This window comes from Streptomyces sp. NPDC038280, assembly GCF_055600045.1.
The window spans coordinates 116,106-141,862 of record NZ_JBVJYZ010000003.1 but is presented as its reverse complement, the minus strand read 5'-3'; the positions used below and the strand labels follow the sequence as shown (position 1 = coordinate 141,862).

Here is a 25,757-nt window from a genome sequence, read left to right as displayed (position 1 = left end):
GCCTCCCCCGTCACCGCTTGACGCGGCCGCGGATCGCCGGCAGGGCGAGGCCCATGAGCACCGGTTCGGTGAAGCGGGTCAGCGGATCGGCATCCCCGACAGGGTGCGGGCGATCACCAGGCGCTGGATCTCGCTGGTGCCTTCGAAGATGGTGTAGATCGCGGCGTCGCGGTGCATCCGCTCCACCGGGTACTCCCGGGTGAAGCCGTTGCCGCCGAGGATCTGGACCGCCTGCGCCGTCACCGACTTGGCGACCTCGCTCGCGTACAGCTTGGACATCGAGCCCTCGGCGGAGGTGAACGGCTTGCCGGTGGTGGCCATCCAGGAGGCGCGCCAGACCAGCAGTCGGGCCGCGTCGATCCGGGTGCGCATGTCGGCGAGCTGGAAGGCGATGCCCTGGTTGTCGATGATCGGGCGGCCGAACTGGACACGGGTCCTGGCGTAGTCGAGGGCGACCTCGTACGCGGCGCGGGCGGTGCCGACGGCCATGGCGCCGACGGCCGGGCGGGAGGCCTCGAAGGTGGCCATGGCGGCGTTCTTGACCCGCTCGCCGTCCTTCTTCGCCTTCTCGCGGGCCCTGGCGAGGCGCTCGTCGAGCTTCTCCTTGCCGCCGAGCAGGCAGGAGCCGGGAACGCGGACGTCCTCGAGGACGACCTCGGCGGTGTGCGAGGCACGGATGCCGTGCTTCTTGAACTTCTGCCCCTGAGAGAGGCCGGGGGTGTTCGGCGGCACGATGAAGGAGGCGTGGCCCTTGGAGCCGAGCTCGGGGTCGACGATCGCGACGACGACATGGACATTGGCGATACCGCCGTTGGTCGCCCAGGTCTTGGTGCCGTTGAGGATCCATTCGTCCTTGGCCTCGTCGTAGACGGCGCGGGTGCGCATCGAGGCCACGTCGGAGCCGGCGTCCGGCTCGGAGGAGCAGAAGGCGGCGACCTTGACGTCGTCGACGTCGCCGTACATCTGAGGGATCCAGGTGCCGATCTGTTCCTCGGTGCCGTTGGCGAGGACGCCCACGGCCGCGAGGCCCGTACCGACGATGGACAGGCCGATGCCCGCGTCTCCCCAGAAGAGCTCCTCCATCGCCATCGGTATGCCGAGACCGGTCGGGTCGAAGAACTGCTGGGCGTAGAAGTCGAGGGAGTAGATGCCGACCTTGGCGGCCTCCTGGATGATCGGCCAGGGGGTCTCCTCACGCTCGTCCCACTCGGACGCGGCCGGGCGCATGACGTCCTTGGCGAAGCCGTGCAGCCAGTCACGGACCTGCTTCTGGTCGTCGTTGAGATCGAGCGTGAACTCGGCCATGTTCCCCTCCAGCACGTGCGTTACTTGCGGTAACCGAAGTCTGTTACCGGCAAGTAGCCGCTGTCAACCGCCACCCGCCCCTCCGCACCGGCGAGGCGAGGGGTGTTACGTTGCCCGGGCCTTACGGAATCGCACGGGCGGGGAGACACGCTATGGAGACCACACACCGGACCGACCAGCAGAAATCGGCCCATGAGCGGCGCCGGGAACTGCTCGAGGCGGCCGACCGCGTGGTGCTCCGCGACGGCCCCAAGGCCTCCATGAACGCCATCGCGGCGGAGGCCGGCATCACCAAGCCGATCCTCTACCGGCACTTCGGCGACAAGGGCGGCCTCTACCGCGCCCTCGCCCAGCGCCACACCGACGCGCTGCTCTCCGCCCTGCGCGCCGCGCTCGACGCCCCCGCGGAACGCCGCGCGCGCGTCGAGGCGACGCTCGAGACGTATCTCGCCGCGATCGAGGCACGGCCGCAGGTGTACCGCTTCCTGATGCACCCCGCGGAGGAGTCGCACCAGGCCGAGCAGGGCTTCGACGTCGGCCGCCACTCGGCGCCGCTGCTGCGCCGGATGGGCGAGGAGCTGGGCGTGGTCATCGCCGAGCGCGTCGACCTCGGGCCGGGCAGCGAGGCGCTGGCCCGGGTCTGGGGCCACGGGATCGTCGGCATGATGCACGCGGCGGGCGACTGGTGGCTCGGCGAACGCCCCTGCTCGCGCGGCGAGTTGGTGCGTGGACTCGCCGACCTGCTCTGGGGCCGCCTGGCCGAGGCGGGCGACCGCACGGACGGGCCGGGGTTCTAGCCGGCACGCAGGAGCTCTCATGCCCGCCAGGGTTGTCAGTCGGCACGCAGTAGCTCCCATACCGGCCGAATTCCAGTCGGCACGCAGGAGCTCCCTTACCGGGCCGGGGTTCCGGCCGGCAGGCACGGGGACTCATGACCGGGCGCGGCCCGGCCCCGCTTCCCCCGCGCGCACCGCCCCCGCTTCTCCCGTGGCACCACCCCCGCTTCAACCCTGCGCGCGCCGCCCCCACGGTGCCTTGCGAGCCGCCCGCAGCGCCTTCCAGCGGCGCCAGCCCGTGAGGCGGTCCGTGTAGACGGTTCCCTCCAGGTGGTCGCACTCGTGCTGCAGACAGCGGGCGAAGAAACCCGTCCCCTCGACCCGGACCGGGGAGCCGTCCGATGTGACGCCTTCCACAACGGCCCGGTCGAAGCGGGGTGTGCCCGCCTCTATGCCCGGGAGCGACAGACAGCCCTCGGCGCCCCTGTACATCCCTCCGTCCGCCTCCACCAGACGCGGATTGACGATGTGCCCGAGGTGCCGCACGTCCTCGTCGTCGGGACAGTCGTAGACGAAGACCCGCCGGTCCACGCCCACCTGATTGGCCGCGAGGCCCACTCCGTTGGCCGCGTACATCGTCGCGAACATGTCCTCGACGAGCGTGGCCAGGGACGGACCGAAGTCGGTGACGGTCTCACAGGGGGCGTGCAGCGCCGGGTCGCCGAGCAGTCTCATCGCTCGAACGGCGCCGGAACTGCCGGGGATCGGACGGTTTCGCATGGCGTCAAGCGTACGTTCCGCCGTGACCAGGAGCTTTCCGGGTGGTGCCGCGGTTCGGGCCCCTGGCCGGATCTCGATAGGCTGAGCCCGGACCGACGCAAGGAGGAACGAGGACGATGGCAGGACTCCCTGGCAATTCAGGGCCGCTGTCGCCGCGCGCCAAGCTGGCCGTGACGGCGGGCAAGGCCGCAGCGGCGGTGTCGCGCGCCGCGGGACGCGGCAGCGGATCAGTGATCGGCGGCCGGGTCGCGCTCAAGCTCGACCCCGACCTGCTGGGGCGGCTGGCCAATCACCTGGACGTCGTCCTGGTGTCGGCGACCAACGGCAAGACCACCACCACCCGGCTGATCGCCGAGGCGCTCCGGGCCAGCGGCCCGGTCGTGTCCAACGCGCTCGGCGCCAACATGCCCGCGGGCATCACCTCGGCGCTCGCCGGCGGCTCGGACGCCAAGTTCGGCGTGATCGAGGTGGACGAGAAGTACCTCGCCGGAGTCGCGCGCGACGTGACGCCGAAGGCGATCGCGCTGCTCAACCTCTCCCGCGACCAGCTCGACCGCGCCGCCGAGACGCGGATGCTCGCCGAGAAGTGGCGGGAGGGTCTGTCGGGTACGAAGGCCGTGGTCATCGCCAACGCCGACGACCCACTGATCGTCTGGGCCGCTTCCTCGTCCGCGAACGTCGTGTGGGTGGCCGCCGGCCAGGAGTGGAAGGACGACGCCTGGTCGTGCCCCTCCTGCGGCGGTGTGATGCAGCGCCCGGGCGACGACTGGTTCTGCGGCGAGTGCGGCTTCCGCCGCCCCTCCCCCAGCTGGGTGCTGAGCGGCGACCACGTCCTGGACCCGCACGGTTCGGCCTGGCCGATCCAGCTCCAGCTGCCCGGCCGTGCCAACAAGGCCAACGCCGCCACGTCCGCCGCCGTCGCCGCGGTCTTCGGGGTACCCCCGCAGGTCGCGCTCGAGCGCATGTACCAGGTGCAGGCGGTCGCCGGCCGCTATGACGTCGTGCAGTTCCAGGGCCGTGAGCTCCGTCTCCTGCTCGCGAAGAACCCCGCGGGCTGGCTCGAGACGTTCTCGCTGATCGACCCGCCGCCGACGCCGGTGATCCTCTCGGTCAACGCGCGCGGCGCCGACGGCACGGACACCTCCTGGCTGTGGGACGTCGACTACACCCGGCTGGCCGGACACCCGATCTTCGTGATCGGCGACCGCAAGCTGGACCTGGCCGTGCGCCTGGAGGTCGCGGGCCTGGACTTCCAGGTCGTCGACTCGGTCGACGAGGCGGTGCGCAGCGCCCCTCCCGGGCGGATCGAGCTGATCGCCAACTACACCGCCTTCCAGGACGTCCGCCGCCGCGTCGGCAACTGACCCGAAGAGGACTTGCAGCATGAGTGAGAGCAGCCTGCGCCTGGTCTGGGTCTACCCCGACCTGCTCAGCACGTACGGAGACCAGGGCAACGCCCTCGTCGTCGAGCGCCGGGCCCGGCAGCGCCGCCTGGACGTCCAGCGCGTCGACGTCCGCAGCGACCAGCCGGTGCCGACGTCCGGTGACATCTATCTGATCGGCGGCGGCGAGGACCGGCCGCAGCGGCTGGCGGCCGAGCGGCTGCGCCGCGACGGCGGACTGACCCGCGCGGCGGAGAACGGCGCGATCATCTTCTCGGTCTGCGCCGGCTACCAGATCCTCGGGCACGAGTTCATCAACGACCTCGGCGAGCGCGAGCCCGGCCTCGGTCTGATCGATGTGGTCTCCACCCGCGGTGAGGGGGAGCGGTGCGTCGGCGACGTACTGGCGGACATCGACCCGCGCCTCGGCCTGCCGCAGCTCACCGGTTTCGAGAACCACCAGGGCATCACCCACCTCGGCCCGACCGCCCGTCCGTTCGCCCGGACCCTGTTCGGCAAGGGCAACGGCACGGGAGACGGCACCGAGGGCGCGTACAACGACACCGTCTTCGGTACGTACATGCACGGCCCGGTCATGGCCCGCAATCCACAGATCGCGGACATGCTGCTGAAGCTGGCCCTCGATGTGAACGCGCTGCCGCCGACCGACGACCGGTGGTACGAGGCGCTGCGCGGCGAGCGGATCGCGGCCGCGACGCAGCCCGCCTGACGCACCGCACGCCGGGCGGCCTGTTCGTTCCTACGAAGGTCGTCCAGCAGTCGGACATTCGGTTCGGCCCCGCCATCTTGCGCCGGTAGGGTGGCGGGGATCCAACCGGACGACGTGGTCCGGGAGTCGGCCCACGTTGCAAAGGTATTTCGGGCTATGCGCATTGGTGTGCTCACCTCCGGCGGCGACTGCCCCGGTCTGAACGCCGTCATCCGTTCCGTCGTGCACCGCGCCGTCGTCGACCACGGGGACGAGGTCATCGGCTTCCACGACGGCTGGAAGGGCCTCCTGGAGTGCGACTACCGCAAGCTCGACCTCGACGCGGTGGGCGGCATTCTCGCCCGCGGCGGCACGATCCTCGGTTCCTCCCGCGTCCAGCCTGCGCATCTGCGTGACGGCGTCGAGCGGGCCAAGGGCCACGTCGCCGAGCTGGGGCTCGACGCGATCATCCCGATCGGCGGGGAGGGCACCCTCAAGGCCGCCAATCTGCTCTCCGAGGCGGGCCTGCCGATCGTCGGTGTGCCGAAGACCATCGACAACGACATCGCCTCGACCGATGTCACCTTCGGTTTCGACACGGCCGTCGGTGTCGCCACGGAGGCCCTGGACCGGCTGAAGACCACCGCCGAGTCCCACCAGCGGGTGCTGATCGTCGAGGTCATGGGCCGGCACACGGGCTGGATCGCGCTGCACTCGGGCATGGCCGCCGGTGCACACGCCATCGTCGTGCCGGAGCGTCCCTTCGACATCGACGAGCTGACCGCGCGGGTCGGCGAGCGGTTCGAGGCGGGCAAGAAGTTCGCGATCGTCGTGGTCGCGGAGGGAGCCAAGCCGCGCGAGGGCTCGATGCCCTTCGACGAGGGCGTGAAGGACATCTACGGTCACGAGCGCTTCGCGGGCGTGGCCCAGCAGCTCGCCGGTGAGCTGGAGCAGCGGCTCGGCAAGGAGGCCCGCGCGGTCATCCTCGGCCATGTCCAGCGCGGCGGGACGCCGACCGCGTACGACCGTGTCCTCGCGACCCGCTTCGGCTGGCACGCGGTGGAGGCGGCGCACCGCGGAGAGTTCGGCATGATGACCGCGCTGCGCGGTACGGACATCACGATGGTCCCGCTCGCCGAGGCCGTGGAGACGCTGAAGACCGTTCCGGCCGAGCGTTACGCCGAGGCCGAGTGCGTCCTCTGATCCGTTGAGCACGTGAGGAACCGCCCCCGGTCGCAGTCGCGGCCGGGGGCGGTTCTAGTCTGGTGCGGACAACAAGCGCGAATCGGGACGCTCCAGGAGTAGACAGATGGATCACAGCGGGCACGGCATGACCATGGATCTGCCGCCGTTCACGCTGGGGCGGGGACTGGAGTTCTCGGCGGACCCGTTCTTCCTCATCGGGTGTCTGGTGGGGCTGGCCCTGTACGGGTGGGGGGTCGTCCGGCTGCGCCGGCGCGGCGACGCGTGGCCGGCCGGGAGGATCGTCTTCTTCACGATCGGCGTGCTGAGCGTCGCGCTGGTGATGTGCACCAAGCTGAACGACTACGGCATGGTCATGTTCAGCGTGCACATGGTGCAGCACATGATCGTCTCGATGCTCTCGCCGATCCTGCTGCTCCTCGGCGCGCCGGTGACGCTGGCGCTGCGGGCGCTTCCGGTCGCGGCCCGGGGCAGCAAGGGCCCCCGCGAGTGGCTGCTGGCGCTGCTGCACAGCCGCTACATGCGGGTCATCACGCATCCGGCGTTCACGATCCCGCTGTTCATCGCGAGCCTGTACGGCTTCTACTTCACCCCGCTCTTCGACTACCTGATGGGGTCGAAGGTCGGTCACATCACGATGATGGTGCACTTCCTCGCCGTGGGCCTGGTCTTCTTCTGGCCGATCATGGGCGTGGACCCGGGGCCGCACCGCCCCGGTTACGTGATGCGGATGCTGGAGCTGTTCGCCGGGATGCCCTTCCACGCCTTCTTCGGGATCGCGCTCATGATGGCGTCCGAGCCGATGATCAAGGCGTACGAGAACCCTCCGGCGTCACTCGGCATAGACGCGCTCTCCGACCAGAACGCGGCGGGCGGCATCGCCTGGGCGTTCAGTGAGATCCCCTCGGTCCTGGTCCTGGTCGCCCTGGTCTACCAGTGGTACCGCTCCGAGCAGCGGATCGCCAAGCGCGCCGACCGGGCGGCGGACCGGGATGGCGACAAGGAGCTGGAGGCGTACAACGCCTACCTCGCCTCGCTGCAGACGCGGGGTCGCTGAGCCCCCGCTGAGCAGTGGGTACGCCCGGACAGTGGCGCCCGGGCCTCCTCAGGGGTCACCATGACCTCGACGGCCGCGCGGCCCGGCCGGGAGGAGGGCAGTGATGTCCAGTTCCACAAGGACCATGGGAGTGCTCACCGTCGGTGTCCTGGTGATGACGACCGCGTACACGGTGGCGCTCGGCAGCAATGGCTGGCTCTGGTTCGGCCTGGTGGTACTCGCGCTGCTGACCATCGGCGTAGCGGCCACCAACAGCAGCGAGCATCGGCTCTGACCTGTGGCGATAGCCATATCGCCCTCGCTTTTCCGGCCCAGAGGGCTCTTGGACAGGGGCGCTCCGGTGGTGATGTGCTGAGCCCATGGTCATCAAGAAGCGCCTTCTCACCGCCGTGCTGGCGGCCTCGGTCCTGCTCACCGGCACCGCTTGTGGCACACAATCCCCGTCGGCCACGTCGTCCCTGCCCCCGAGCCCCTCGCCGGCGTCCTCGGTGCAGCCGGACTTACGGCGTCTGGAGGAGACCCACCGGCTGCGCATCGGCGCGTACGCCATCGACACGGGCACCGGACGCACCGTCTCCTACCGGGCCGGCGAGTCGTTCCCCTCGCTCTCCACCTTCAAGGCGATGGCGTGCGCCGCCCTTCTGCACAAGGCGCGCGTCTCCGACCCGGGACTGCTGGAGCGGACGCTCCACTGGAGCGCCCGGGAGGAGGTGGCCAATTCTCCCCTGACCCAGGGGCACGGCGCCGAGGGGATGACCGCGGCGGAGCTGTGCCACGCGACCATCACCCGGAGCGACAACACGGCCGGCAATCTGGTCCTGAGGCAGTTGGGCGGCCCGGAGGGGCTGACCCGCTACTACCGGTCCCTCGGTGACCCCGTCTCCAGGCTCGACCGCTGGGAGACGGACCTGAACATCTGGAAGCCGGGCGAGACCCGCGACACGACCACGCCGGCCGCCGCGGGCGGCGACCTCCGCAAGCTCGCGGTGGGGACCGCGCTCGTCCCGGCCGACCGGGACCGGCTGAACGCCTGGATGCGGGCCACCGTCACCGGTGACGCGCGGATCCGGGCCGGTCTGCCGAAGGACTGGACGGTCGGCGACAAGACCGGCACCAGCGACTCGTACGGCGCGGCCAACGACATCGCCGTCGCCCGGCCGCCGGGCGGCGCTCCGGTGATCCTGGCGATCTTCACCAACGGGAGGGCCGCCGACGCGAAGGCCGACAACGCCGCCGTCGCCGCGACCGCTTCGCTGCTCGTGCGAGGGCTGGGCAGGGCCTCCTGAGGGAACAGGCAGGTGCAAGGGAGTGTGATGGGCGGATAACCCCGCCCGTACACTGCCTGACCGATCCGGCCGAGTGCAGGGAGACCTCGCGTGTTCTACCAGCTGCTCAAGTACGTGATCCTGGGTCCCCTGCTGCGGCTGCTGTTCCGGCCGAGGATCGAAGGCCTTGAGCACATCCCCGAGGAGGGCGCGGCGATCGTCGCGGGCAACCATCTGTCCTTCTCGGACCACTTCCTGATGCCGGTGGTGCTCAAGCGGCGCATCACCTTTCTCGCCAAGCAGGAGTACTTCACCGGACCCGGCGTCAAGGGCCGGCTGACGGCCGCCTTCTTCCGCAGCGCCGGGCAGATCCCGGTGGACCGGTCCGGCAAGGAGGCCGGTCAGGCGGCGATCCGCGAGGGCCTCGGGGTGCTGGCCAAGGGGGAACTCCTCGGCATCTACCCGGAGGGCACGCGCTCGCACGACGGGCGGCTCTACAAGGGCAAGGTGGGCGTCGCGGTGATGGCGCTCACCGCCGGGGTGCCGGTCGTTCCCTGCGCGATGGTGGGGACGTTCGAGATCCAGCCGCCCGGAAGGGTCCTGCCGAAGGTCAAGCGGGTCACGATCCGCTTCGGGGAACCGCTGGACTTCTCCCGGTTCGCGGGGATGGAGGGCGAGAAGGCGGTCGTCCGCGCGGTGACCGACGAGATCATGTACGAGATCCTGGCGCTGTCCGGGCAGGAGTACGTCGACGAGTACGCGGCGAAGGTGAAGGCCGCCGAGTCCGGCGACGGCAAGGAGCCGAGGAAGTTCCCCGGGCGGCGGCGCTGACGGCGGAAGGGGCGGCCGGTGTGCCGGCCGCCCCTCCCTCTGTACCCCGAGCCCTACGGCTTGGGAGTGGCGTGCGGTGCGCAGGTCACGTCGGCCGTGTCCACCGCGCCGCTGAGCAGGTAGCCGTCCACACGCTGGTTGACGCACGGGTTGACCAGGCCGGTCACACCGTGCGAACCGGCGTCCTTCTCGACGATGAGTCGCGAGCCCTTGAGGCGCTTGTGCAGCTCGACCGCGCCGTCGAACGGGGTCGCGGCGTCACGGGTGGACTGCACGATGAGCACCGGCGGCAGGCCCTTGCCCGACTTCACCTCGATGGGCGTGTGCTGCTTGGACGACCAGGTGGCGCAAGGAAGGTTCATCCAGGCGTTCGCCCACGTCATGAACGGGTGGTCCTCGTGGAGGCGGGTGTTGTCCCGGTCCCACTTCTTCCAGCTGGTCGGCCACTTGGCGTCCGCGCACTCGACGGCCGTGTAGACGGCGTTGCCGTTCTCCGCGCGGATGTTGCCCGCGGTGTCGGACAGATCCGGGCCCGCCGCGTCCACGAGGGCCTGGGTGTCACCGGCGAGGTACTTGCTCCAGGTCTGGGCGACGGGCACCCAGGAGGAGTCGTAGTACGGCGCGCCCTGGAAGAAGCCGATGAGCTCGGCCGGGCCGACCACCCCGCCGATGGGGTCCTTCTTGGCGGTGGCGCGCAGCTTCAGCCACTGCTCCTCGACCTTCTCGGGGGTGTCCCCGATGTGGAAGGTCGCGTCGTTCTGGGCGACCCAGGTCTTCCAGTCGTTCCAGCGCGTCTGGAAGGCGACGTCCTGGTCGAGGTTGGCCTGGTACCAGATCTTCTCCCGCGAGGGGTTGACCACGCTGTCGACGATCATCCGGCGCACATGGCGCGGGAAGAGCGTCGCGTAGACCGCGCCGAGGTAGGTGCCGTAGGAGACGCCCAGGAAGTTGAGCTTCTTCTCACCGAGGGCGGCGCGGATGACGTCCAGGTCGCGCGCGGTGTTCGGCGTGGTCATGTGCGGCAGCATCCAGCCGCTGCGCTCGGCGCAGCCGTCCGCGTACTCCGCGGCGAGCTTGCGCTGGGCGAGCTTGTCGGCCTCGCTGTCGGGGACCGGGTCGGCCTTCGGGGCCTTCACGAACTCCTGGGGGTCGACGCAGGAGATGGGGGTCGAGTGGCCGACGCCGCGCGGGTCGAAGCCCACGAAGTCGTACGCCTTGGCCGTGTTGACCCACAGGGCGCTCTTGTTGGTGACGCGGGTGGGGAAGCGCATGCCCGAGCCGCCGGGGCCGCCGGGGTTGTAGATCAGGGCACCCTGGCGCTCGGCCTGGGTACCGGTGTTGCCGATCCGGTCGACGGCTATCTTGATCTGCTTGCCGTTCGGACGTGCGTAATCGAGCGGGACGTTCACCCAGCCGCACTGAATGGGCTTGGCGAAGCCCCAGTCCGCGGGACAATCCGCCCAGTCGATACCATTCTTGGCCGCGCGCTCCGCCGCGACCTGGACGCCGCGCGCCTCGGACCAGCTCCGTTCCCCGGTGTCCGCGCCCGCCGCCGGCGCCGCGATCGCGCCGGCCACGAGGGCACCGGCCAGAACTCCGGCCGAGCCGAGCACTGCTGTACGTCTCACGTAGGTTCCCCCTGCTGTCGTGTCGAGTCGAGGGGGATCCTTTCGTCTGCAGGGCTCCCGGGAACAGAGCGTGCAGGTGTTTCTTTACCGAACCGATAACCGGTCGGCACGCTCCGTTGAGCGGAGACGCCTTCGGCGTTCAGCCGCCGAGCTCGTCCAGGGCCCGGTCCAACTCCCGGCGGAGCAGCCGCGCGTCGGGCGCCACGGCCGTCACCAGGACGGCCGGACCGGCGAGCGGGGTGAGGACGGCGGTGTCGCCGAGCAGCTTCGGTTCGGCCGGCCGGTGCTCGTAGGCCGGGTCCACCAGGAGGAGTTGGCCGACGGCCCGGTGGCCCCCGAGCACGGCGCCGCCGTCCCAGCCGTTGGGTGCCCGCTGTCCGTACGACAGTTCCTGGTCGAGCAGGAGGCGTCCGCCCCGGCGGACGGTGAGACGGGTGGTGAGAGCGCCGGGCTCCTCGCCGTACCGGCCCAGGATCTGCTCCTCGCGCAGCACCAGCCGGGCGGTGGGGGCGAGGTCGACGGTGGTGCGCATCCTCAGCTCGGAGCCGTGGGCGGAGATGAGCTGTTCCGGCAGCCAGCGCAGCTCGGCGCCCTCGCCCACGGTCAACCGGACGTCGTAGTGGGCGGCTTCGGGGGTGCGGCCGGGCAGGGCGACGGTGGCCGCCGCCGAGTCGACGGCGAGGCGCGCGCCGTCGCGCACCTCGGCTTCGAGCGTCAGCCGGTCGCCACCGAGGGGGGCGCTCATCGCGCCGACGACGGTGACCCGTGAGCGGACGCCCGCCCCGGTGTGACGGGTGCGGCGCAGGGCGAGCGGCCCGTCGCTCTCCAGCACCGGCAGGGATCCGTCGCGGGCGGCGGCGATCCTGGCGGTGGCCGAGAGGCTCATGCGGCCCAGGCGCCGAGCTGGGCGCGGACCCAGGCGGCGACGGGGCCTACGCCCTCGGGGCCGGTGAGGGAGGTGAAGACGACAGGCAGGTCGCCGCGCTGCTCCTTGGCGTCACGGGCCATGCGGTCGAGGTCCGAGCCCACGTGGGGGGCGAGGTCGGTCTTGTTGACGACGAGGAGGTCGGCGGTGGTGACGCCGGGGCCGCCCTTGCGGGGGATGTCGTCGCCGCCGGCCACGTCGATGACGAAGATCTGCGCGTCGACGAGTCCCTTGGAGAAGGTCGCGGTCAGGTTGTCGCCGCCGGACTCGACGAGGATCAGGTCGAGCGGGCCGACCGCCTCCTCGAGGTCCTCGACGGCTTCGAGGTTGGCGGAGATGTCGTCGCGGATGGCGGTGTGCGGGCAGGCACCGGTCTCGACGGCCTGGATGCGCTCGGGCGGCAGCACGGCGTTGCGCAGCAGGAACTCGGCGTCCTCGCGGGTGTAGATGTCGTTGGTGACGACCGCGAGGGAGAGCTGGTCGCGCAGGGTCCGGCAGAGCGCGGCGACGGTCGCGGTCTTTCCGGAGCCGACGGGACCCCCGAGACCGATGCGCAGCGCGCGCCGGGTGCCGTCGGGGCGGGTGGCGTCGGCGCTGATGGCGGCCGGGCCGTCGTGGGTGTGATCGAGGTGCATGGGGGCTCCTTGGTGGTGCTACGAGTCGCTAGGAGGCGAAGAGGCGGACCGGCCAGGCCGCGTGCTGCTCCGCCGTGATGTCGAGGAGCGGCGCCGAGGCGGCCGGCAGGTGGTCGATGCCCCGGCGGGCCGCGGCAGCGGCCTGCTCGGCGACCCGGTCCATGTCGGGGGCGAGCCGGGCGAGCACGGCGGTGGCTTCGAAGGGGTCGAGGCTGAGCAGCCGGACGGCGGCGGTGGCGGGGCCGCCGACGGTCTCGTACGCGACGCAGTGCGCGGCGTCCTCGGGGCCGAGCCAGGCGGCGCGGGCGGCGAGCCCGAGGACGATCGGCTGGTGGGTGCCGCGCGGGAACCGGCTCGCGACCGCGTCGAGTTCGGGGCTCGGCCAGGTCGCGCGGGCGGCACGCATCAGCTGCCGTCCGAGTCGCCGGGCGACCTGGCGCAGCGCGGGCGAGGGTGTGCGGGCGTCGGCGGCGGCGTCCAGTTCCACCGGGTCGTGGCCGAGCGCGGCGGCCGCGGCGAGGGCGGCCGAGGTGAGCCCGGTCGTGTGCAGCCGCCCCCGGCAGAACGCCGCGAGGTCCTTGGCGTCCTTGATGCGGCCCGCCTTGACGGCCGCTTCGGCGCCGCCCGAGTGGGCGTGGCCGCCGGCGGGGAAGCGCCCGTCGGCGAGGACGAGCAGGGCGGCCCGGGCGCTCCCGCCGGCGGCCGGGCCGGTGCCGGGAGCGGTGAGCGCTGAGGTGTCCGTATCGATGGCGGTCATGGTCAGAAGAGGAAGTACCGCTGGGCCATGGGAAGTTCGGCGGCGGGAGCCGGTTCGACCCGTTCGCCGTCGATGGTCACCGTGAAGGTGTCGGCCTCGACCTCGACGCGTGGCAGGGCGTCGTTCTCCCGCATGTCGGCCTTGGTGACGCGCCGGGTGTTCTTGATCGCCACGAACTTCTTGTCCAGACCGAGGCGCTCGGGAAGATCGTCCTCGATCGCCGCCTGCGAGACGAAGTTGAACGAGTTCCCGGCGGGCGCCTTGCCGAGCGCGCCGAACATCGGCCGGGGCAGCACGGGCTGGGGAGTGGGGATGGACGCGTTGGCGTCGCCCATCTGCGCGTAGGCGATCTGGCCGCCCTTGAGGACGAGCAGCGGCTTGACGCCGAAGAACGCCGGCTCCCAGAGCACCAGGTCCGCGAGCTTCCCGGCCTCGACCGAGCCGATCTCATGGTCCAGGCCCTGCGCCACCGCCGGATTGATCGTGTACTTGGCGACATAGCGACGGGCCCGGTGGTTGTCCGCGCGACCGTCGCCGGGCAGGGCGCCACGGCGCTTCTTCATGACGTGCGCGGTCTGCCAGGTGCGCATGACGACCTCGCCGATCCGGCCCATCGCCTGAGAGTCCGAGGAGATGATCGAGATCGCGCCGAGGTCGTGGAGGATGTCCTCCGCCGCGATGGTGGACGGCCGGATCCGGGACTCGGCGAAGGCGAGGTCCTCGGGGACCGACGGGTTGAGGTGGTGACAGACCATCAGCATGTCGAGGTGTTCCTCGATGGTGTTGACGGTGTGCGGGCGGGTGGGGTTGGTGGAGCTCGGCAGCACGTGCGGCTCGGAGACCACGGTGATGATGTCGGGCGCGTGCCCGCCTCCGGCGCCCTCGGTGTGGTACGCGTGGATGGTGCGTCCGGCGATGGCGGCCAGGGTGTCGCCGACGAAGCCCGCCTCGTTCAGCGTGTCGGTGTGGATGGCGAGCTGCGCGCCCGTCTCGTCGCAGACGCGCAGGCAGGCGTCGATGACGGCCGGGGTCGCTCCCCAGTCCTCGTGGATCTTGAACCCGAGCGCGCCACCGCGCAGCTGGGCGTACATCGCGTCGCGGGACATCGTGTTGCCCTTGCCGAGCAGTCCGATGTTGACGGGGGACGCCTCCAGCGCCGCGAACATCCGGGCGAGGTGCCAGGAACCCGGGGTGATGGTGGTGGCCTTGGTGCCTTCGGCGGGTCCGGTACCGCCGCCGACGAGGGTGGTGATCCCGGAGGCGAGCGCCTCGTCGATGATGGTCGGCGAGATGAAGTGGATGTGGGTGTCGATGCCGCCCGCGGTGAGGATTCGGCCGTTGCCGACGATGATCTCGGTCTCGGGGCCGATGACGAGATCCGGATGGACGCCGTCCATGGTGTCGGGATTGCCGGCCTTGCCGATGGCGGTGACCCGTCCGTCGCGGATGCCGACGTCCGCCTTCACCACGCCCCAGTGATCGATGATCACGGCGCCGGTGACAACGGTGTCGGGTGCGCCTTCGGCCCGGGTGGTCCGCGCCTGGCCCATCGATTCGCGGATCACCTTGCCGCCACCGAAGACCGCCTCGTCCCCGGCGCGGCCGGGGCCACCGGAGCGGTCCTCCTCGATCTCGACGAGCAGATCGGTGTCGGCGAGCCGGATCCGGTCACCGGTCGTGGGACCGAACAGGTCCGCGTACACGGCGCGATGCAACTCAGCCATCGAGAGGGCCTCCGGTCTCTCCGCGCAGGCCCGGCACTGTCCGCAGGCCGGCGATCGGTACGAGTTCGATGTCGACGGGGACGCCCGGCTCGAAGCGCACGGCGGTGCCCGCGGCGATGTTCAGCCGCAGGCCGTGGGCGGCCGCGCGGTCGAAGGTGAGGCCCGGATTGGCCTCGGCGAAGTGGTAGTGGGAGCCGACCTGCACGGGCCGGTCGGCGGCGTTGAGGACGGTGAGGCGGGTGACGTCGCGGCCTTCGTTGAGCGGCACGGGCCCGTCCGCGTGAAGGATCTCCCCGGGGATCATCGGCGTTCCCCCGTCAGACGATCGGGTCGTGGACGGTGACGAGCTTGGTGCCGTCGGGGAAGGTCGCCTCGACCTGGACGTCGTGGATCATCTCGGGGATTCCCGGCATGACCTCGTCGCGGGTGAGGACCTTGCGCCCGGTCGCCATGAGCTCGGCGACCGTACGACCGTCCCTGGCTCCCTCCAGTACGTGCGAGGTGATCAGGGCGACGGCCTCGGGGTGATTGAGCTTCACCCCGCGCGCCCTGCGCTTCTCCGCCACGTCGGCCGCCACATGGATGAGCAGGCGCTCCTGCTCATGCGGGGTCAGTTGCACGCTTCCACCTCACACTTGTTCCCCAGGCGCTCACCTGGACGCAGCCGGACCATATCGATCTTCAACACTTCGTTGAACTGCGGCGATGCGTCTCAGGACAGACATTGCACGTTAGGGCGGAAGTTTTTCCGGCGCGTTAACTGGCTCTTTGCGAACCCGTGGATATCAGCCACTCGGCGCGATCAGACCGGGCCGGCGCCCCGGTGCCTCGCGGCGATGCCGAACCGTCCCTGTTCGCCCGGAGCGGATGCCACGTCGCGGACGGTGGACACCGAACTGATGACGTCGTCCTGCGGCTGGTCCGCCTCCCCTTCGAGTCGCTCCAGGTCAGCGGCGGAGACAAGGGCGACAAGGGGCTTGCCGTGACGGGTCACCACGACGCGCTCGCCGCCGTACACGACGCGGTTGATCAGATCGGCGAGCTCAGCGCGGGCTTGCGTCACCGGAATCTCGTAGGCCATGCTCCCCATTCTAACGGTCTGTACGTCCTGTACATTTTTTACAGAGAGGTATGCCATGGAGCAGCGCCATGTCCTCCCCGAGTTCACCGAACGCACGAGCCTGGGAACCCGCACGCTGGACCCGTACTCCAAGCTCCTCCAGGAGCGGATCGTCTTTCTCGGTACGCCCATCGACGAGACGTCGGCCAATGATGTGATCGCGCAGCTCCTGCATCTGGAGTACGCGGACCCGGACCGGGACATCGCGCTGTACATCAACTCGCCCGGCGGGTCGATCACCGCCATGACCGCGATCTACGACACCATGCAGGTCATCACCTGCGACGTGCAGACGACCTGTCTCGGACAGGCCGCCTCGACCGCCGCCCTCCTGCTCGCCGCCGGGGCTCCCGGCAAGCGGCTCGCACTGCCGGGGGCGCGGGTGGTCGTTCAGCAGCCCGCGATGGACGAGCCGTTGCGGGGGCAGCCCAGCGACCTCGAGATCCAGGCACGGGAGTTGGCACGGCTGCGCGAGCGGATGTCCGGGATGCTCGAGCGCCACACCGGGCAGAGCCGCGAGCGGATCGACGCGGACCTGGACCGGCTCTCGGTGTTCGACGCCGCGCAGGCCAAGGCGTACGGCCTGGTGGACCATGTGATCGAGAGCCGCCGGGTGGCCGGCGGCACCGGGACCGGGTGAGGCGGCGATGGTTCCCGAGCTGCCGCCACTGCCCGCCCTGACCCGCGCCGAGGGCGAGTTCATCGACAGCTATCTCGCGGTGGTCGATCTGCTCGGCCGCATCAATCCGGCCCGCACCGAGCACACCTACGGCGCACTGCGGGCGGCTCAGGCGCTGGTGGGGCGCGCGACGGCGCTGCGCGACGCGCTCGTGGTGATGCACGCGCGCGGTGAGACCGACGTGCACGCGGACACGCTGGCGCGCGCCCTGCGAGTGCTGGACGGGGAGCGTCGCGCCGGGCGGGTCACCGTACCCAGGACGTCCGCCAGTTGACAGACCCGGTGTGTATGTCGAGGGCCGTACGGGACCGTAATCCCTCGTCCGTTCGGCGTAGCCGGGCGACCGATCGGCGTGCGGGGCGAGTTGCGCACCGCGAGTACACATCTGGCCGAACGGCTCGCCTTCGCCGCTGGTACGACGCTCATCGAATCCACGGGAGGTTACGGGCAAGTGACGTCGTCCACCTGAATGGATCAGTAGTGACGAGACTCACATATCGCCGTTTCAACTCGGAAATCGGACATCCATGGGTCAAGATCCGTGACGACGACAAGCCCCCGCCACCGCGGCGGGGCGGTCCGGGCGGACGCCGAGTCCTGCCGCCGCTCCGGATGTCTGGTCGACAGGAGTGGATCGGCAGGAGTGGAGGACCCGCGCAGTACGGGACGGCCGGCAGTGGGGCCGCTCCTCGGGGTGAAGCCGCGTCAGCGGCCGGGCAACTTCGCCAGTCCGAACCCGACAGGTCATCCTTCACAGGCGGCTGACGAAGGGTTGCGCATGACTGCGCAGATTCATGTCCCGTTCCTGTTGTCCCGGGCCGGAGCAGTCTCGGCCCTTACGCTCGCCGCCGTCGGCGGCACGCTGTTCGCCCCGGGCGCCGCGCCCGAAGCGCGGGCCGCGTCCGCGCACGCCGCTCAGGCGCTGCACGTCGCCGTGTCCAAGAAGGGGGCCCCGTACCAGTACGGCGCGGCGGGGCCGTGGCGCTTCGACTGCTCGGGGCTGACGCTCTACTCGTACAAGAGGGTCGGCAAGGCGCTCCCCCGCACCGCGCAGCAGCAGTACAACCGGACCCAGCACATTCCCGCCTCGAACCGGCGCAAGGGTGACCTGGTCTTCTTCCACTACGGCCGGAGCGTCTACCACGTGGGCATCTACGCCGGTCACGGAAAGATCTGGCACTCACCGAAGACCGGGTCATGGGTGAAGCTGGACCCGATCTGGACCTCGAGCGTCTGGTACGGCCGGGTGCGCTGACCCCGCCTCACCCCCGAGGGCAGGGCCCAACACCGGGCCCAGCACGCCCTGTTGGTGAACGGATACACCAGGGTGGTGACCGGGCCGGGCGATTCGTTAGACAGGCGAAGAGTTTCCTTACATAATCCTTAGGCATGGGAAAGACTTACGCACGCATCGACGGCCGGCTGCGCACCTTCATAGAGCAGCAGCCGATCTTCTTCACCGCGACCGCCCCATTGGTCGGCGACGGCACGGTCAACCTCTCCCCCAAGGGCCTCAAGGGCTCCTTCGCGGTGCTCGACGAGGAGCGGATCGCCTATCTCGACTTCGCCGGCAGCACTGCCGAGACCATCGCGCACCTGCGGGAGAACGGCCGGATCACGGTGATGTGGTGCGCCTTCCAGGGGCCGCCCAACATCGTTCGGGTGCACGGCCGGGGCGAGCCCGTCTTCCGTGACGACCCGCGCTTCAAGGAACTGCTCGCACACTTCCCGGGCATCGACCCGGCCCTGCACGGGCTGCGCGCGATCATCGTGGTGACGGCCGAACTCGTCCGTGACTCCTGCGGATACGGAGTGCCCTTCATGTCGTACGACGAGGATCGCGACCTGCACGGCAAGCGTTTCTCGCGCGAGGACGACGCCTCGCTGAGCGCGTACTTCGCCAAGAAGGACCACATCGCACAGAGCATCGACGGCCTGCCCGGGCTGCCTCTTCCGCTGCCGCCCAGTAACTTCTGAGCAACGGCCCCTCCGAAGTCGGTGGACAGGGTCAAAGCACACCGATGATCAACGGTGGCCGCACCCGTCTCCACACCGCGTGAGGTCGCGCAGCGTCTGCCTGCCGTCCTGTGTATCGGAGGGCTTGTGCAACGTGGCGAAGTCTGGTGGGTCCAGTTCGACGAGCGGAGGTTGGTCGTACTGCTGTCAGGAGACGACGCGTCCGGGTTCCAGGTGATGCAGGTCGTCGCTCCGGCGGGCCTCGACATCAGCGGTCTGGGCATCGAAGTGACGGTCGGCGCCGGTGAAGGGCTGCCGCTCGAAGGCGTGCTGCGGCTCGCGTTCCCGCGTCCAGGCTTCACCCCGTGCACGTGGCTGACCACCGTGTCCCGGGACGACCTGATAGAGCGGGCGGCCGTCCTGTCCTCCAATAAGCTCAGCGAGATCGACGATGCCCTCCGACTCGCTGAACGAGCACAGGAGCGGACCCCGGCAACAACCGCGAAGCTCAGCGAGATAAGGGACGCCCTCCGTCGCGGTGAACTCGGGTAGACGGAGAATGAGCCGACGCCCGCGACGGCATGGGCGATCTCGGGCGAGATGATCCACGCTGGACACCTGCCACCTCGACGCCCCTCACCATCGAGATCACGATCTATGGCTGGAGTACTAGCCGCCGATCGGCGCCGTCGGTTCCTGGGCGGGGACGGTCCACGGGAGGGCGATCCAGACGGTCTTGCCGCCCTCCTCGGTGGGGACCACGGAGATCCGCCCCCCACACTCGGAGGTCAGCCAGCGGATGATCACCATCCCGCGCCCGTTGTCCTGCTGCACGGCCGCGGGAAGCCGCCGCGGCCATCGCGGGTGGCTGTCGGTGACGCCGATGTGCAACTGCTCGTCGCGCTCGAGGCGCACGTCGATGGTGAACGTGGGCGACTGACCGAAGGTGTGCTGCACGGCGTTGGTCGCGAGCTCGGAGACGATCAGCCGGACGGTGTCGGCCGCCTCCGTCCCCTCGGCCAGCCCCCATGCGGAGATGACGTCCGCCACGTATCTCCGGGCGGCGGAGACCGAGGCGGGATCGCTCGGCAGAGTGACGGTTGCTTCCTGGTGGTCTGCCATGGCGACGCTGTCCCTTTCCCACCGGGGCCCGACTCCGCCACGTGGCGGATGGTCTGCGACGACGGCCTCGGATTGCGCTTCGCGCCAGAGTGCCACTGATGGTGCTGCCCTGGGTGTCGATCCACCAAGATATGCATATATCTGTCGCCCGAAGCGGTGAACTCTGCGACGCGAGACCGCATTCGGGCGGCACACTGACGCGTCGGGCGCTAAAGGAACCGAGCGGAAGGGAGTGGGCCGATGCGTGGCATGCGGCACGGTCCCGCGGTGCGCCGGCGCAAGCTCGGCGAGGAGCTGCGCCGCCTCCGTCTGGACGCGGGGCTCACCAGTCGCGAGGCCGCCCGTCTGGTCGGCTGGCACCAGTCGAAGGTGAGCCGGATCGAGACGGGGACCAGTGGGGTGCGGGCCGTCGACGTGACGCGGCTGCTCGACGCCTATGGGATCGTCGAGCCGCGTCTGCGGGCGCTGTTGGAGGCGCTGGCGGGGGCGGCGGACAGCGGCGGTACGGGATGGTGGCACGCGTACCGCGGTGTGATCCCGCCCCAGTACCGCGACTTCATCAGTCTGGAGTCCCAGGCGCGGACGGTACGGACGCTGGAGACCTCGGTGGTGCCGGGGCTGTTGCAGACGCCGGAGTACGCACGGGCGGTGACGCGGTCGGCGCTGGACAACAGCACGGCGACGACGGTCGATTCACTGGTGGAGGTACGGCTGACGCGCCAGGAGGTGCTGCGGGCCGATCCGCCGCTGGAGTTCAGCGCGGTGCTCGACGAGGCGGTGCTGCGGCGACAGGTGGGTGGACCTGGGGTGATGCGGGCGCAGTTGCGGCAGTTGATGGAGTGGGCCGTGCTGCCTCATGTCCGTTTGCAGATCATGCCGTTCACGGTCGGCGGCTATGCGGGACTCACCGGCCCTTTCGTTATTTTCTCCTTTCCGAACATTTCTGATCTGGATGTGGTCGTTCTCGACCACTTGACGAGTAGCCTCTATCTGGAGCGGAATGAGGACCTCGACGCGTACAGCGCCGCGTTCCGCGCCATGCAGGAGCACGCCCTTTCGACCGACGATTCGTTGGCACTCATCGCCGGGATCAGTGACGGCGCGTAGGGAGGCACCCCCCAATGTCTGCTTACCTCGCACAGCAGGAGCACCCCCTGCCCGAAGGCTTACGGTGGCGGCGCAGCAGCCGCAGCGTGGGCATGAACAACTGCGTCGAGACCGCCCGGCTCGACGACGGCCGACTCGCCGTACGGGACTCCAAGAACACCGCCAGGCCACCGCTGCGCTTCTCGGCGGTGGCCTGGTCCTCGTTCACCCGCTCACTGGGCTGACGGAGCCGTACGCACGATCGTGGCGACCGCCGCGTCGATCTGAGCGTCCGTCAGATCGGCGCGTGCGGTCAGCCGCAGCCGGGAGATGCCGTCCGGCACCGACGGAGGACGGAAGCATCCGACGCCCAGACCTTCCTCGCGGCAGTCCGCGGCCCACCGCAGCGCCGCCTCCGGAGAGGGGGCGCGCACCGAGACCACGGCAGCGTCCGGGCGGACGGCGGTCAGTCCCGCGTCCGTGAGGAGACCGTGCAGGGTCGTGGCGACCGCCCGCGCGCGGTCGGCGAGGCCCGGCTCAGCGCGCAGCAGCCGCAGGCTCGCCAGCGCGGCTCCGGCCGCGGCCGGAGCGAGTCCGGTGTCGAAGATGAAGGTCCGTGCCGCGTTCACCAGATGCTCGATGACCCGCGCCGGGCCGAGTACGGCCCCGCCCTGGCTGCCCAGGGACTTCGAGAGGGTGAGGGTCGCGACGACATCCTCGTCACCGGCGAGACCGGCGGCGTGCAGCGCGCCCCGCCCGCCCTCGCCCAGGACCCCGAGCCCGTGCGCGTCGTCCACGACGAGCGCGGCGCCATGGTCGCGGCAGGCGGCGGCGTGGGCGGCCAGCGGCGCCCGGTCGCCGTCCACCGAGAACACCGAGTCGCTGACGAAGAGGGCCCGGCGGCCCCGGTGGGCGTCAAGGGTCTTGCGCACGGCGTCGGGGTCGGCGTGCGGCACCACCGCGGTCTCGGCGCGCGAGAGCCGGCATCCGTCGACGATGGACGCGTGGTTACCGGCGTCGGAGACGATCAGTGAGTCGCGCCCGCTGAGCGCGGTCAGGGCGGCGAGGTTGGCCGCGTACCCCGACGAGAACACCAGAGCCGCCTCGAACCCGCAGAACTCGGCGAGCTCGCTCTCCAGCTCGGCGTGCAGCCGGGTGGTTCCGGTGACCAGGCGGGAGCCGGTGGCTCCGGCGCCCCAGCGGCGCGCGGCCTCGGCGGCCGCCCCGGTGATCGCGGGGTGGCGGGTCAGGCCGAGGTAGTCGTTGCTCGCGAGATCCAGCAGTTCCGATTCGGCGGCGCGGGGGCGGAGCGTACGGACGAGCCCGGCCTCCGCGCGGCGGCGCGCCTCGGCGTCGGTCCAGTCGAATGGAGCCCGGTGCATATCGCGGATCCCTTTTGTAGGCAGCGCACAGACCCTAACCGGCTCGGGCCGAGGTCAGAGTGTGGCCATACACACACCTGAAACGCGGTCTGTTGTTCAGTTCCTCCTTGGCCCGGGGGCGTGCCGTAGGCGAGGATCGGCTCTCATGGACCTGCTGAACACGCTGGTGGAGAAGGGGCTGCGGCGCGAGCTGCCGACCCGTGAAGAAGCGCTCGCCGTGCTGGCGACCTCCGACGACGATCTGCTCGATGTGGTGGCCGCGGCCGGAAAGGTCCGCCGCCAGTGGTTCGGGCGGCGGGTGAAGCTCAATTACCTGGTCAATCTGAAGTCCGGCCTGTGTCCCGAGGACTGCTCGTACTGTTCGCAGCGGCTCGGGTCCAAGGCGGAGATCCTCAAGTACACCTGGCTGAAGCCGGACGAGGCGTCGAAGGCGGCCGCCGCGGGGGTGGCCGGGGGCGCCAAGCGGGTCTGCCTGGTCGCCAGCGGCCGCGGCCCGACGGACCGGGACGTCGACCGGGTCGGCCAGACCATCGAGGCGATCAAGGAGCAGAACGAGGGCGTCGAGGTGTGCGCCTGCCTCGGTCTGCTCTCCGACGGCCAGGCGGAGCGACTGCGGGACGCGGGCGCCGACGCCTACAACCACAACCTCAACACCTCCGAGGCGACGTACGGGGACATCACCAAGACCCACACGTACGCGGACCGTGTCGACACGGTGCAGAAGGCGCACGCCGCGGGCCTGTCCGCCTGCTCCGGGCTGATCGCGGGCATGGGCGAGACCGACGAGGACCTGGTCGACGTCGTCTACGCGCTGCGCGAGCTCGACGCCGACTCGGTGCCGGTCAACTTCCTGATCCCCTTCGAGGGCACGCCGCTCGCCAAGGAGTGGAACCTCACCCCGCAGCGCTGCCTGCGCATCCTCGCGATGGTCCGGTTCGTCTGCCCCGACGTGGAGGTGCGGATCGCCGGTGGCCGTGAGGTGCATCTGCGCTCGATGCAGCCGCTCGCGCTGAACCTGGCGAACTCGATCTTCCTGGGCGACTACCTCACCAGCGAGGGCCAGGCCGGCCAGGCCGACCTGGACATGATCGCGGACGCCGGCTTCGAGGTGGAGGGGGCTGACACCACGACGCTGCCCGAGCACCGCAGGGCCGTGTCGGACGCCGAGGCGGCGGAGGGCTGCGGCTCCGGTGGCGGCTGTGGTTCCGGGTCGGTGTGCGGTTCCCCCGAAGAGGCCGCTGCCGAGGTGCCGTCCGCGCGGACGGATCTGGTCGCGGTACGCCGCCGAGGTGCCGGCACGGACATCGCGCCCAATGCCTAGTGCCGAACCGGGTCTCGACCCGGCCGAGCTGATCGCCCTCGACCGGGCCCATGTCTGGCATCCGTACGGGCCCATGCCGGGCCGTACGGATCCGCTGGTCGTGGAGTCCGCGTCGGGGGTCCGGCTCCGGCTGGCCGAACCCGCCCACGGCCGGACCGAGTTGATCGACGGCATGTCGTCCTGGTGGTCCGCCGTGCACGGCTACAACCACCCGGTGCTCAACGAGGCCGTGCGGAGCCAGCTCGGCCGGATGAGCCATGTGATGTTCGGCGGGCTCACCCATGAGCCCGCCGTGCGCCTGGCCACCCGGCTGGTGGAGATCACCCCGGAGCCGCTGCGGCACGTCTTCCTCAGCGACTCCGGCTCGGTCGCCGTCGAGGTGGCCGTGAAGATGTGCCTGCAGCACTGGCGCTCGGTGGGCCGCCCCGCCAAGCAGCGGCTGCTGACCTGGCGCGGCGGCTACCACGGCGACACCTGGCAGCCGATGTCGGTGTGCGACCCCGAGGGCGGGATGCACGAGCTGTGGTCGGGCGCCCTGCCCCGGCAGATCTTCGTGGACGCGCCACCGGCCGCGTACGAGGAGTCCTATGCGGAGCTGCTGCGCTCCACGATCGGACGGCACGCGGACGAGCTGGCCGCCGTGATCGTGGAGCCGGTGGTGCAGGGCGCCGGCGGGATGCGGTTCCACTCCCCCGAGTACCTCCGGGTGCTGCGCGAAGCATGCGACGCGCACGACGTCCTGCTGGTCTTCGACGAGATCGCCACCGGCTTCGGCCGCACCGGCAGCCTCTTCGCGGCCGGGCAGGCGTCGGTGTCCCCCGATGTGATGTGTCTGGGCAAGGCGCTGACCGGTGGGTACCTGTCGATGGCGGCGACGCTGTGCACCGAGCGGGTGGCCGACGGCATCTCGCGCGGCGAGGTGCCGGTGCTGGCCCACGGGCCGACGTTCATGGGAAACCCGCTGGCGTCCGCCGTGGCCTGCGCCTCGATCGACCTGCTGCTGTCCCAGGACTGGGCGGGGGAGGTCAAGCGGATCGAGGCGGCGCTGCTCGACGGCCTGGCGCCGGCCCGCGAGCTGCCGGGCGTCCTGGACGTCCGGGTGCTCGGCGCCATCGGGGTCATCCAGCTGGACCACCCGGTGGACATGGCCGCGGCGACGGAGGCGGCGGTGCGCGCGGGCGTGTGGGTGCGGCCGTTCCGCGACCTGATCTACACGATGCCGCCGTACGTGACGGGTGACGAGGACCTCGAACGGATCTGCGCGGCGGTGTGCGCGGCCGCGGCCGCGGGCTGAGCCGCACCCCCGGGCGCGCCGGCTCAAGAACACGGTGTCCGCGGCGCGCCCGCGGGGAACGGGCACCGCTTCACGTACAGGTACAGGAAGGACAGCGAGAGCATGACCGTCATCGTCGTCAGTGGCACGGGCACCGAGATCGGGAAGACGATCGTCACCGCCGCGGTCGCCGCCGCGGCGGCGGCCCAGGGCCGCTCGGTGGCCGTGCTGAAGCCCGCGCAGACCGGCCTGGCGCCTGGCGAGCGCGGTGACGCGGACGAGGTCGTCCGGCTCTCCGGGGCCGTGACCGCCCTCGAACTGGCGCGCTTCCCGGAGCCGTTGGCGCCCGCCACCGCCGCGCGGCGGGCCTCCATGGCGCCCGTCGGCCCCCGGCAGGTCGCGGACGCCGCCGAGAAGCTCGCTGCCGAGCACGACCTGGTGCTCGTGGAGGGTGCGGGAGGGCTGCTGGTGCGCTTCGACGAGGACGGCGGCACACTCGCCGACGCGGCCAGGCTGCTCGGGGCGCCGGTGCTGGTCGTGGTGCCCGCCGGGCTCGGCACGCTCAACACGACGACGCTGACCGGCGAGGCGCTACGGAACCGGGGCATCGACCAGTTGGGCGTCGTGGTCGGAAGCTGGCCGGACGCGCCGGACCTGGCGGCCCTCTGCAACCTCGAGGACCTGCCGGAGGCCGCGGGCGCGCCGCTTCTCGGTGCCGTACCGGCGGGGGCCGGTGCGCTCCCGCCGGCCGACTTCCGGGCGGCGGCGGCCGGTTGGCTGGGACCGGAGCTGGGCGGCGTGTGGCGCGCGGAGGAGTTCAGGGCTTCCGTAGGCTGGTGAT

30 protein-coding genes and 1 riboswitch are annotated in these 25,757 nt (G+C 70.7%); of the genes, 18 read left to right on the top strand and 12 right to left on the bottom strand.

Features of this window, described 5'->3' with window-relative positions; translation table 11 throughout:
• Window positions 1–78: 78 nt before the first annotated feature.
• Window positions 79–1,305 carry an acyl-CoA dehydrogenase family protein gene (locus ACZ7J0_RS08995; protein WP_470885412.1) on the bottom strand — a complete coding sequence of 409 codons (1,227 nt, stop codon included), beginning with the start codon at window positions 1,303–1,305 and terminating at the stop codon, window positions 79–81.
• 152 nt (window positions 1,306–1,457) lie between these two features.
• Here ACZ7J0_RS08995 and ACZ7J0_RS08990 point away from each other — a divergent pair, with 152 nt between their 5' ends.
• A complete protein-coding gene (locus ACZ7J0_RS08990) occupies window positions 1,458–2,102 on the top strand; it encodes a TetR/AcrR family transcriptional regulator (protein WP_468707578.1) in 645 nt (214 codons plus the stop codon).
• Window positions 2,103–2,309: 207 nt separating this feature from the next.
• Here the strand turns inward: ACZ7J0_RS08990 and def are convergent, their stop codons facing one another.
• Window positions 2,310–2,861, bottom strand: coding sequence for a peptide deformylase (gene def, locus ACZ7J0_RS08985; protein WP_470885410.1), 552 nt, complete (start codon window positions 2,859–2,861; stop codon window positions 2,310–2,312).
• A gap of 116 nt (window positions 2,862–2,977) precedes the next feature.
• Here def and ACZ7J0_RS08980 point away from each other — a divergent pair, with 116 nt between their 5' ends.
• From ACZ7J0_RS08980 to ACZ7J0_RS08950, 7 genes are all read left to right on the top strand, one after another.
• Window positions 2,978–4,225 (top strand): MurT ligase domain-containing protein, encoded by a 1,248-nt coding sequence (locus ACZ7J0_RS08980; protein WP_469119709.1) that lies wholly within the window; start codon window positions 2,978–2,980, stop codon window positions 4,223–4,225.
• A gap of 19 nt (window positions 4,226–4,244) precedes the next feature.
• Entirely contained in the window at window positions 4,245–4,973 is a 729-nt protein-coding gene (locus tag ACZ7J0_RS08975; protein WP_468707575.1) for a type 1 glutamine amidotransferase, read from the top strand.
• Window positions 4,974–5,129: 156 nt separating this feature from the next.
• Complete coding sequence (locus ACZ7J0_RS08970) at window positions 5,130–6,155, top strand: 6-phosphofructokinase (protein ID WP_470885407.1); 1,026 nt, start codon at window positions 5,130–5,132, stop codon at window positions 6,153–6,155.
• A gap of 106 nt (window positions 6,156–6,261) precedes the next feature.
• Entirely contained in the window at window positions 6,262–7,212 is a 951-nt protein-coding gene (locus ACZ7J0_RS08965) for a cytochrome c oxidase assembly protein (protein ID WP_470885405.1), read from the top strand.
• Between the two features lie 103 nt (window positions 7,213–7,315).
• On the top strand, window positions 7,316–7,486 hold the full coding sequence (locus tag ACZ7J0_RS08960; protein WP_470885403.1) for a hypothetical protein: 171 nt from the start codon (window positions 7,316–7,318) through the stop codon (window positions 7,484–7,486).
• Window positions 7,487–7,571: 85 nt separating this feature from the next.
• Window positions 7,572–8,498, top strand: coding sequence for a class A beta-lactamase (gene bla / locus ACZ7J0_RS08955; RefSeq protein WP_470885402.1), 927 nt, complete (start codon window positions 7,572–7,574; stop codon window positions 8,496–8,498).
• 90 nt (window positions 8,499–8,588) lie between these two features.
• Window positions 8,589–9,308 carry a lysophospholipid acyltransferase family protein gene (locus tag ACZ7J0_RS08950; protein WP_470885400.1) on the top strand — a complete coding sequence of 240 codons (720 nt, stop codon included), beginning with the start codon at window positions 8,589–8,591 and terminating at the stop codon, window positions 9,306–9,308.
• Between the two features lie 53 nt (window positions 9,309–9,361).
• Here ACZ7J0_RS08950 and ACZ7J0_RS08945 read toward each other — a convergent pair whose 3' ends face one another.
• The 8 genes from ACZ7J0_RS08945 to ACZ7J0_RS08910 all read right to left on the bottom strand — a co-directional run bounded on the left by ACZ7J0_RS08945 (window position 9,362) and on the right by ACZ7J0_RS08910 (window position 16,058).
• The gene (locus ACZ7J0_RS08945) at window positions 9,362–10,936 is read right to left on the bottom strand and encodes an alpha/beta hydrolase (protein WP_470885398.1); all 1,575 of its coding nucleotides are present in this window, start codon (window positions 10,934–10,936) and stop codon (window positions 9,362–9,364) included.
• 139 nt (window positions 10,937–11,075) lie between these two features.
• Entirely contained in the window at window positions 11,076–11,822 is a 747-nt protein-coding gene (locus ACZ7J0_RS08940) for an urease accessory protein UreD (RefSeq protein WP_470885397.1), read from the bottom strand.
• Window positions 11,819–12,496 carry an urease accessory protein UreG gene (gene ureG / locus ACZ7J0_RS08935; RefSeq protein ID WP_470885396.1) on the bottom strand — a complete coding sequence of 226 codons (678 nt, stop codon included), beginning with the start codon at window positions 12,494–12,496 and terminating at the stop codon, window positions 11,819–11,821. Before ureG ends, ACZ7J0_RS08940 begins: the two co-directional genes overlap by 4 nt.
• A 28-nt stretch (window positions 12,497–12,524) precedes the next feature.
• Window positions 12,525–13,253: an urease accessory protein UreF gene (locus ACZ7J0_RS08930; RefSeq protein ID WP_470885395.1), complete on the bottom strand. Its 729-nt coding sequence runs from the start codon at window positions 13,251–13,253 to the stop codon at window positions 12,525–12,527.
• A gap of 2 nt (window positions 13,254–13,255) precedes the next feature.
• Window positions 13,256–14,977 carry an urease subunit alpha gene (locus tag ACZ7J0_RS08925; protein ID WP_470885393.1) on the bottom strand — a complete coding sequence of 574 codons (1,722 nt, stop codon included), beginning with the start codon at window positions 14,975–14,977 and terminating at the stop codon, window positions 13,256–13,258.
• A complete protein-coding gene (locus ACZ7J0_RS08920; RefSeq protein ID WP_470885391.1) occupies window positions 14,970–15,281 on the bottom strand; it encodes an urease subunit beta in 312 nt (103 codons plus the stop codon). The genes ACZ7J0_RS08925 and ACZ7J0_RS08920 overlap by 8 nt, the downstream gene beginning before the upstream one ends.
• Before the next feature lie 13 nt (window positions 15,282–15,294).
• On the bottom strand, window positions 15,295–15,597 hold the full coding sequence (locus tag ACZ7J0_RS08915; RefSeq protein ID WP_470885389.1) for an urease subunit gamma: 303 nt from the start codon (window positions 15,595–15,597) through the stop codon (window positions 15,295–15,297).
• 182 nt (window positions 15,598–15,779) lie between these two features.
• Window positions 15,780–16,058 (bottom strand): type II toxin-antitoxin system Phd/YefM family antitoxin, encoded by a 279-nt coding sequence (locus ACZ7J0_RS08910; RefSeq protein ID WP_470885387.1) that lies wholly within the window; start codon window positions 16,056–16,058, stop codon window positions 15,780–15,782.
• Window positions 16,059–16,113: 55 nt separating this feature from the next.
• On the opposite strand from ACZ7J0_RS08910, the gene ACZ7J0_RS08905 reads away from it, so the two are divergent.
• The 5 genes from ACZ7J0_RS08905 to ACZ7J0_RS08885 all read left to right on the top strand — a co-directional run bounded on the left by ACZ7J0_RS08905 (window position 16,114) and on the right by ACZ7J0_RS08885 (window position 19,284).
• Complete coding sequence (locus ACZ7J0_RS08905) at window positions 16,114–16,737, top strand: ATP-dependent Clp protease proteolytic subunit (protein ID WP_470885385.1); 624 nt, start codon at window positions 16,114–16,116, stop codon at window positions 16,735–16,737.
• Between the two features lie 7 nt (window positions 16,738–16,744).
• A complete protein-coding gene (locus tag ACZ7J0_RS08900; RefSeq protein ID WP_470885383.1) occupies window positions 16,745–17,050 on the top strand; it encodes a hypothetical protein in 306 nt (101 codons plus the stop codon).
• A 369-nt stretch (window positions 17,051–17,419) separates the two neighbouring features.
• A riboswitch (cyclic di-AMP (ydaO/yuaA leader) is annotated at window positions 17,420–17,551 on the top strand.
• A 3-nt stretch (window positions 17,552–17,554) separates the two neighbouring features.
• Complete coding sequence (locus ACZ7J0_RS08895; protein WP_470885381.1) at window positions 17,555–18,031, top strand: C40 family peptidase; 477 nt, start codon at window positions 17,555–17,557, stop codon at window positions 18,029–18,031.
• A gap of 134 nt (window positions 18,032–18,165) precedes the next feature.
• The gene (locus tag ACZ7J0_RS08890) at window positions 18,166–18,753 is read left to right on the top strand and encodes a pyridoxamine 5'-phosphate oxidase family protein (protein WP_470885379.1); all 588 of its coding nucleotides are present in this window, start codon (window positions 18,166–18,168) and stop codon (window positions 18,751–18,753) included.
• 126 nt (window positions 18,754–18,879) lie between these two features.
• The gene (locus ACZ7J0_RS08885; protein WP_470885377.1) at window positions 18,880–19,284 is read left to right on the top strand and encodes a type II toxin-antitoxin system PemK/MazF family toxin; all 405 of its coding nucleotides are present in this window, start codon (window positions 18,880–18,882) and stop codon (window positions 19,282–19,284) included.
• Between the two features lie 117 nt (window positions 19,285–19,401).
• On the opposite strand, the gene ACZ7J0_RS08880 is transcribed toward ACZ7J0_RS08885, so the two are convergent.
• Window positions 19,402–19,854 carry an ATP-binding protein gene (locus ACZ7J0_RS08880; RefSeq protein ID WP_470885375.1) on the bottom strand — a complete coding sequence of 151 codons (453 nt, stop codon included), beginning with the start codon at window positions 19,852–19,854 and terminating at the stop codon, window positions 19,402–19,404.
• A 249-nt stretch (window positions 19,855–20,103) separates the two neighbouring features.
• On the opposite strand from ACZ7J0_RS08880, the gene ACZ7J0_RS08875 reads away from it, so the two are divergent.
• Window positions 20,104–20,961: a helix-turn-helix domain-containing protein gene (locus tag ACZ7J0_RS08875; protein ID WP_470886030.1), complete on the top strand. Its 858-nt coding sequence runs from the start codon at window positions 20,104–20,106 to the stop codon at window positions 20,959–20,961.
• Between the two features lie 14 nt (window positions 20,962–20,975).
• Complete coding sequence (locus ACZ7J0_RS08870; protein WP_469119694.1) at window positions 20,976–21,185, top strand: DUF397 domain-containing protein; 210 nt, start codon at window positions 20,976–20,978, stop codon at window positions 21,183–21,185.
• On the opposite strand, the gene ACZ7J0_RS08865 is transcribed toward ACZ7J0_RS08870, so the two are convergent.
• Window positions 21,174–22,322: an 8-amino-7-oxononanoate synthase gene (locus ACZ7J0_RS08865; RefSeq protein ID WP_470885372.1), complete on the bottom strand. Its 1,149-nt coding sequence runs from the start codon at window positions 22,320–22,322 to the stop codon at window positions 21,174–21,176. The genes ACZ7J0_RS08870 and ACZ7J0_RS08865 overlap by 12 nt on opposite strands.
• 145 nt (window positions 22,323–22,467) lie before the next feature.
• Between ACZ7J0_RS08865 and bioB the strand changes: the two genes are divergently transcribed.
• The 3 genes from bioB (at window position 22,468) to bioD (ending at window position 25,756) form a co-directional block, all read left to right on the top strand.
• Window positions 22,468–23,643, top strand: coding sequence for a biotin synthase BioB (gene bioB, locus ACZ7J0_RS08860; RefSeq protein ID WP_470885370.1), 1,176 nt, complete (start codon window positions 22,468–22,470; stop codon window positions 23,641–23,643).
• Window positions 23,636–24,937, top strand: a complete 1,302-nt coding sequence (locus ACZ7J0_RS08855) for an adenosylmethionine--8-amino-7-oxononanoate transaminase (RefSeq protein WP_470885368.1) — start codon at window positions 23,636–23,638, stop codon at window positions 24,935–24,937. The genes bioB and ACZ7J0_RS08855 overlap by 8 nt, the downstream gene beginning before the upstream one ends.
• 102 nt (window positions 24,938–25,039) lie before the next feature.
• The gene (gene bioD, locus ACZ7J0_RS08850) at window positions 25,040–25,756 is read left to right on the top strand and encodes a dethiobiotin synthase (protein ID WP_470885366.1); all 717 of its coding nucleotides are present in this window, start codon (window positions 25,040–25,042) and stop codon (window positions 25,754–25,756) included.
• Window position 25,757 lies beyond the last annotated feature (1 nt).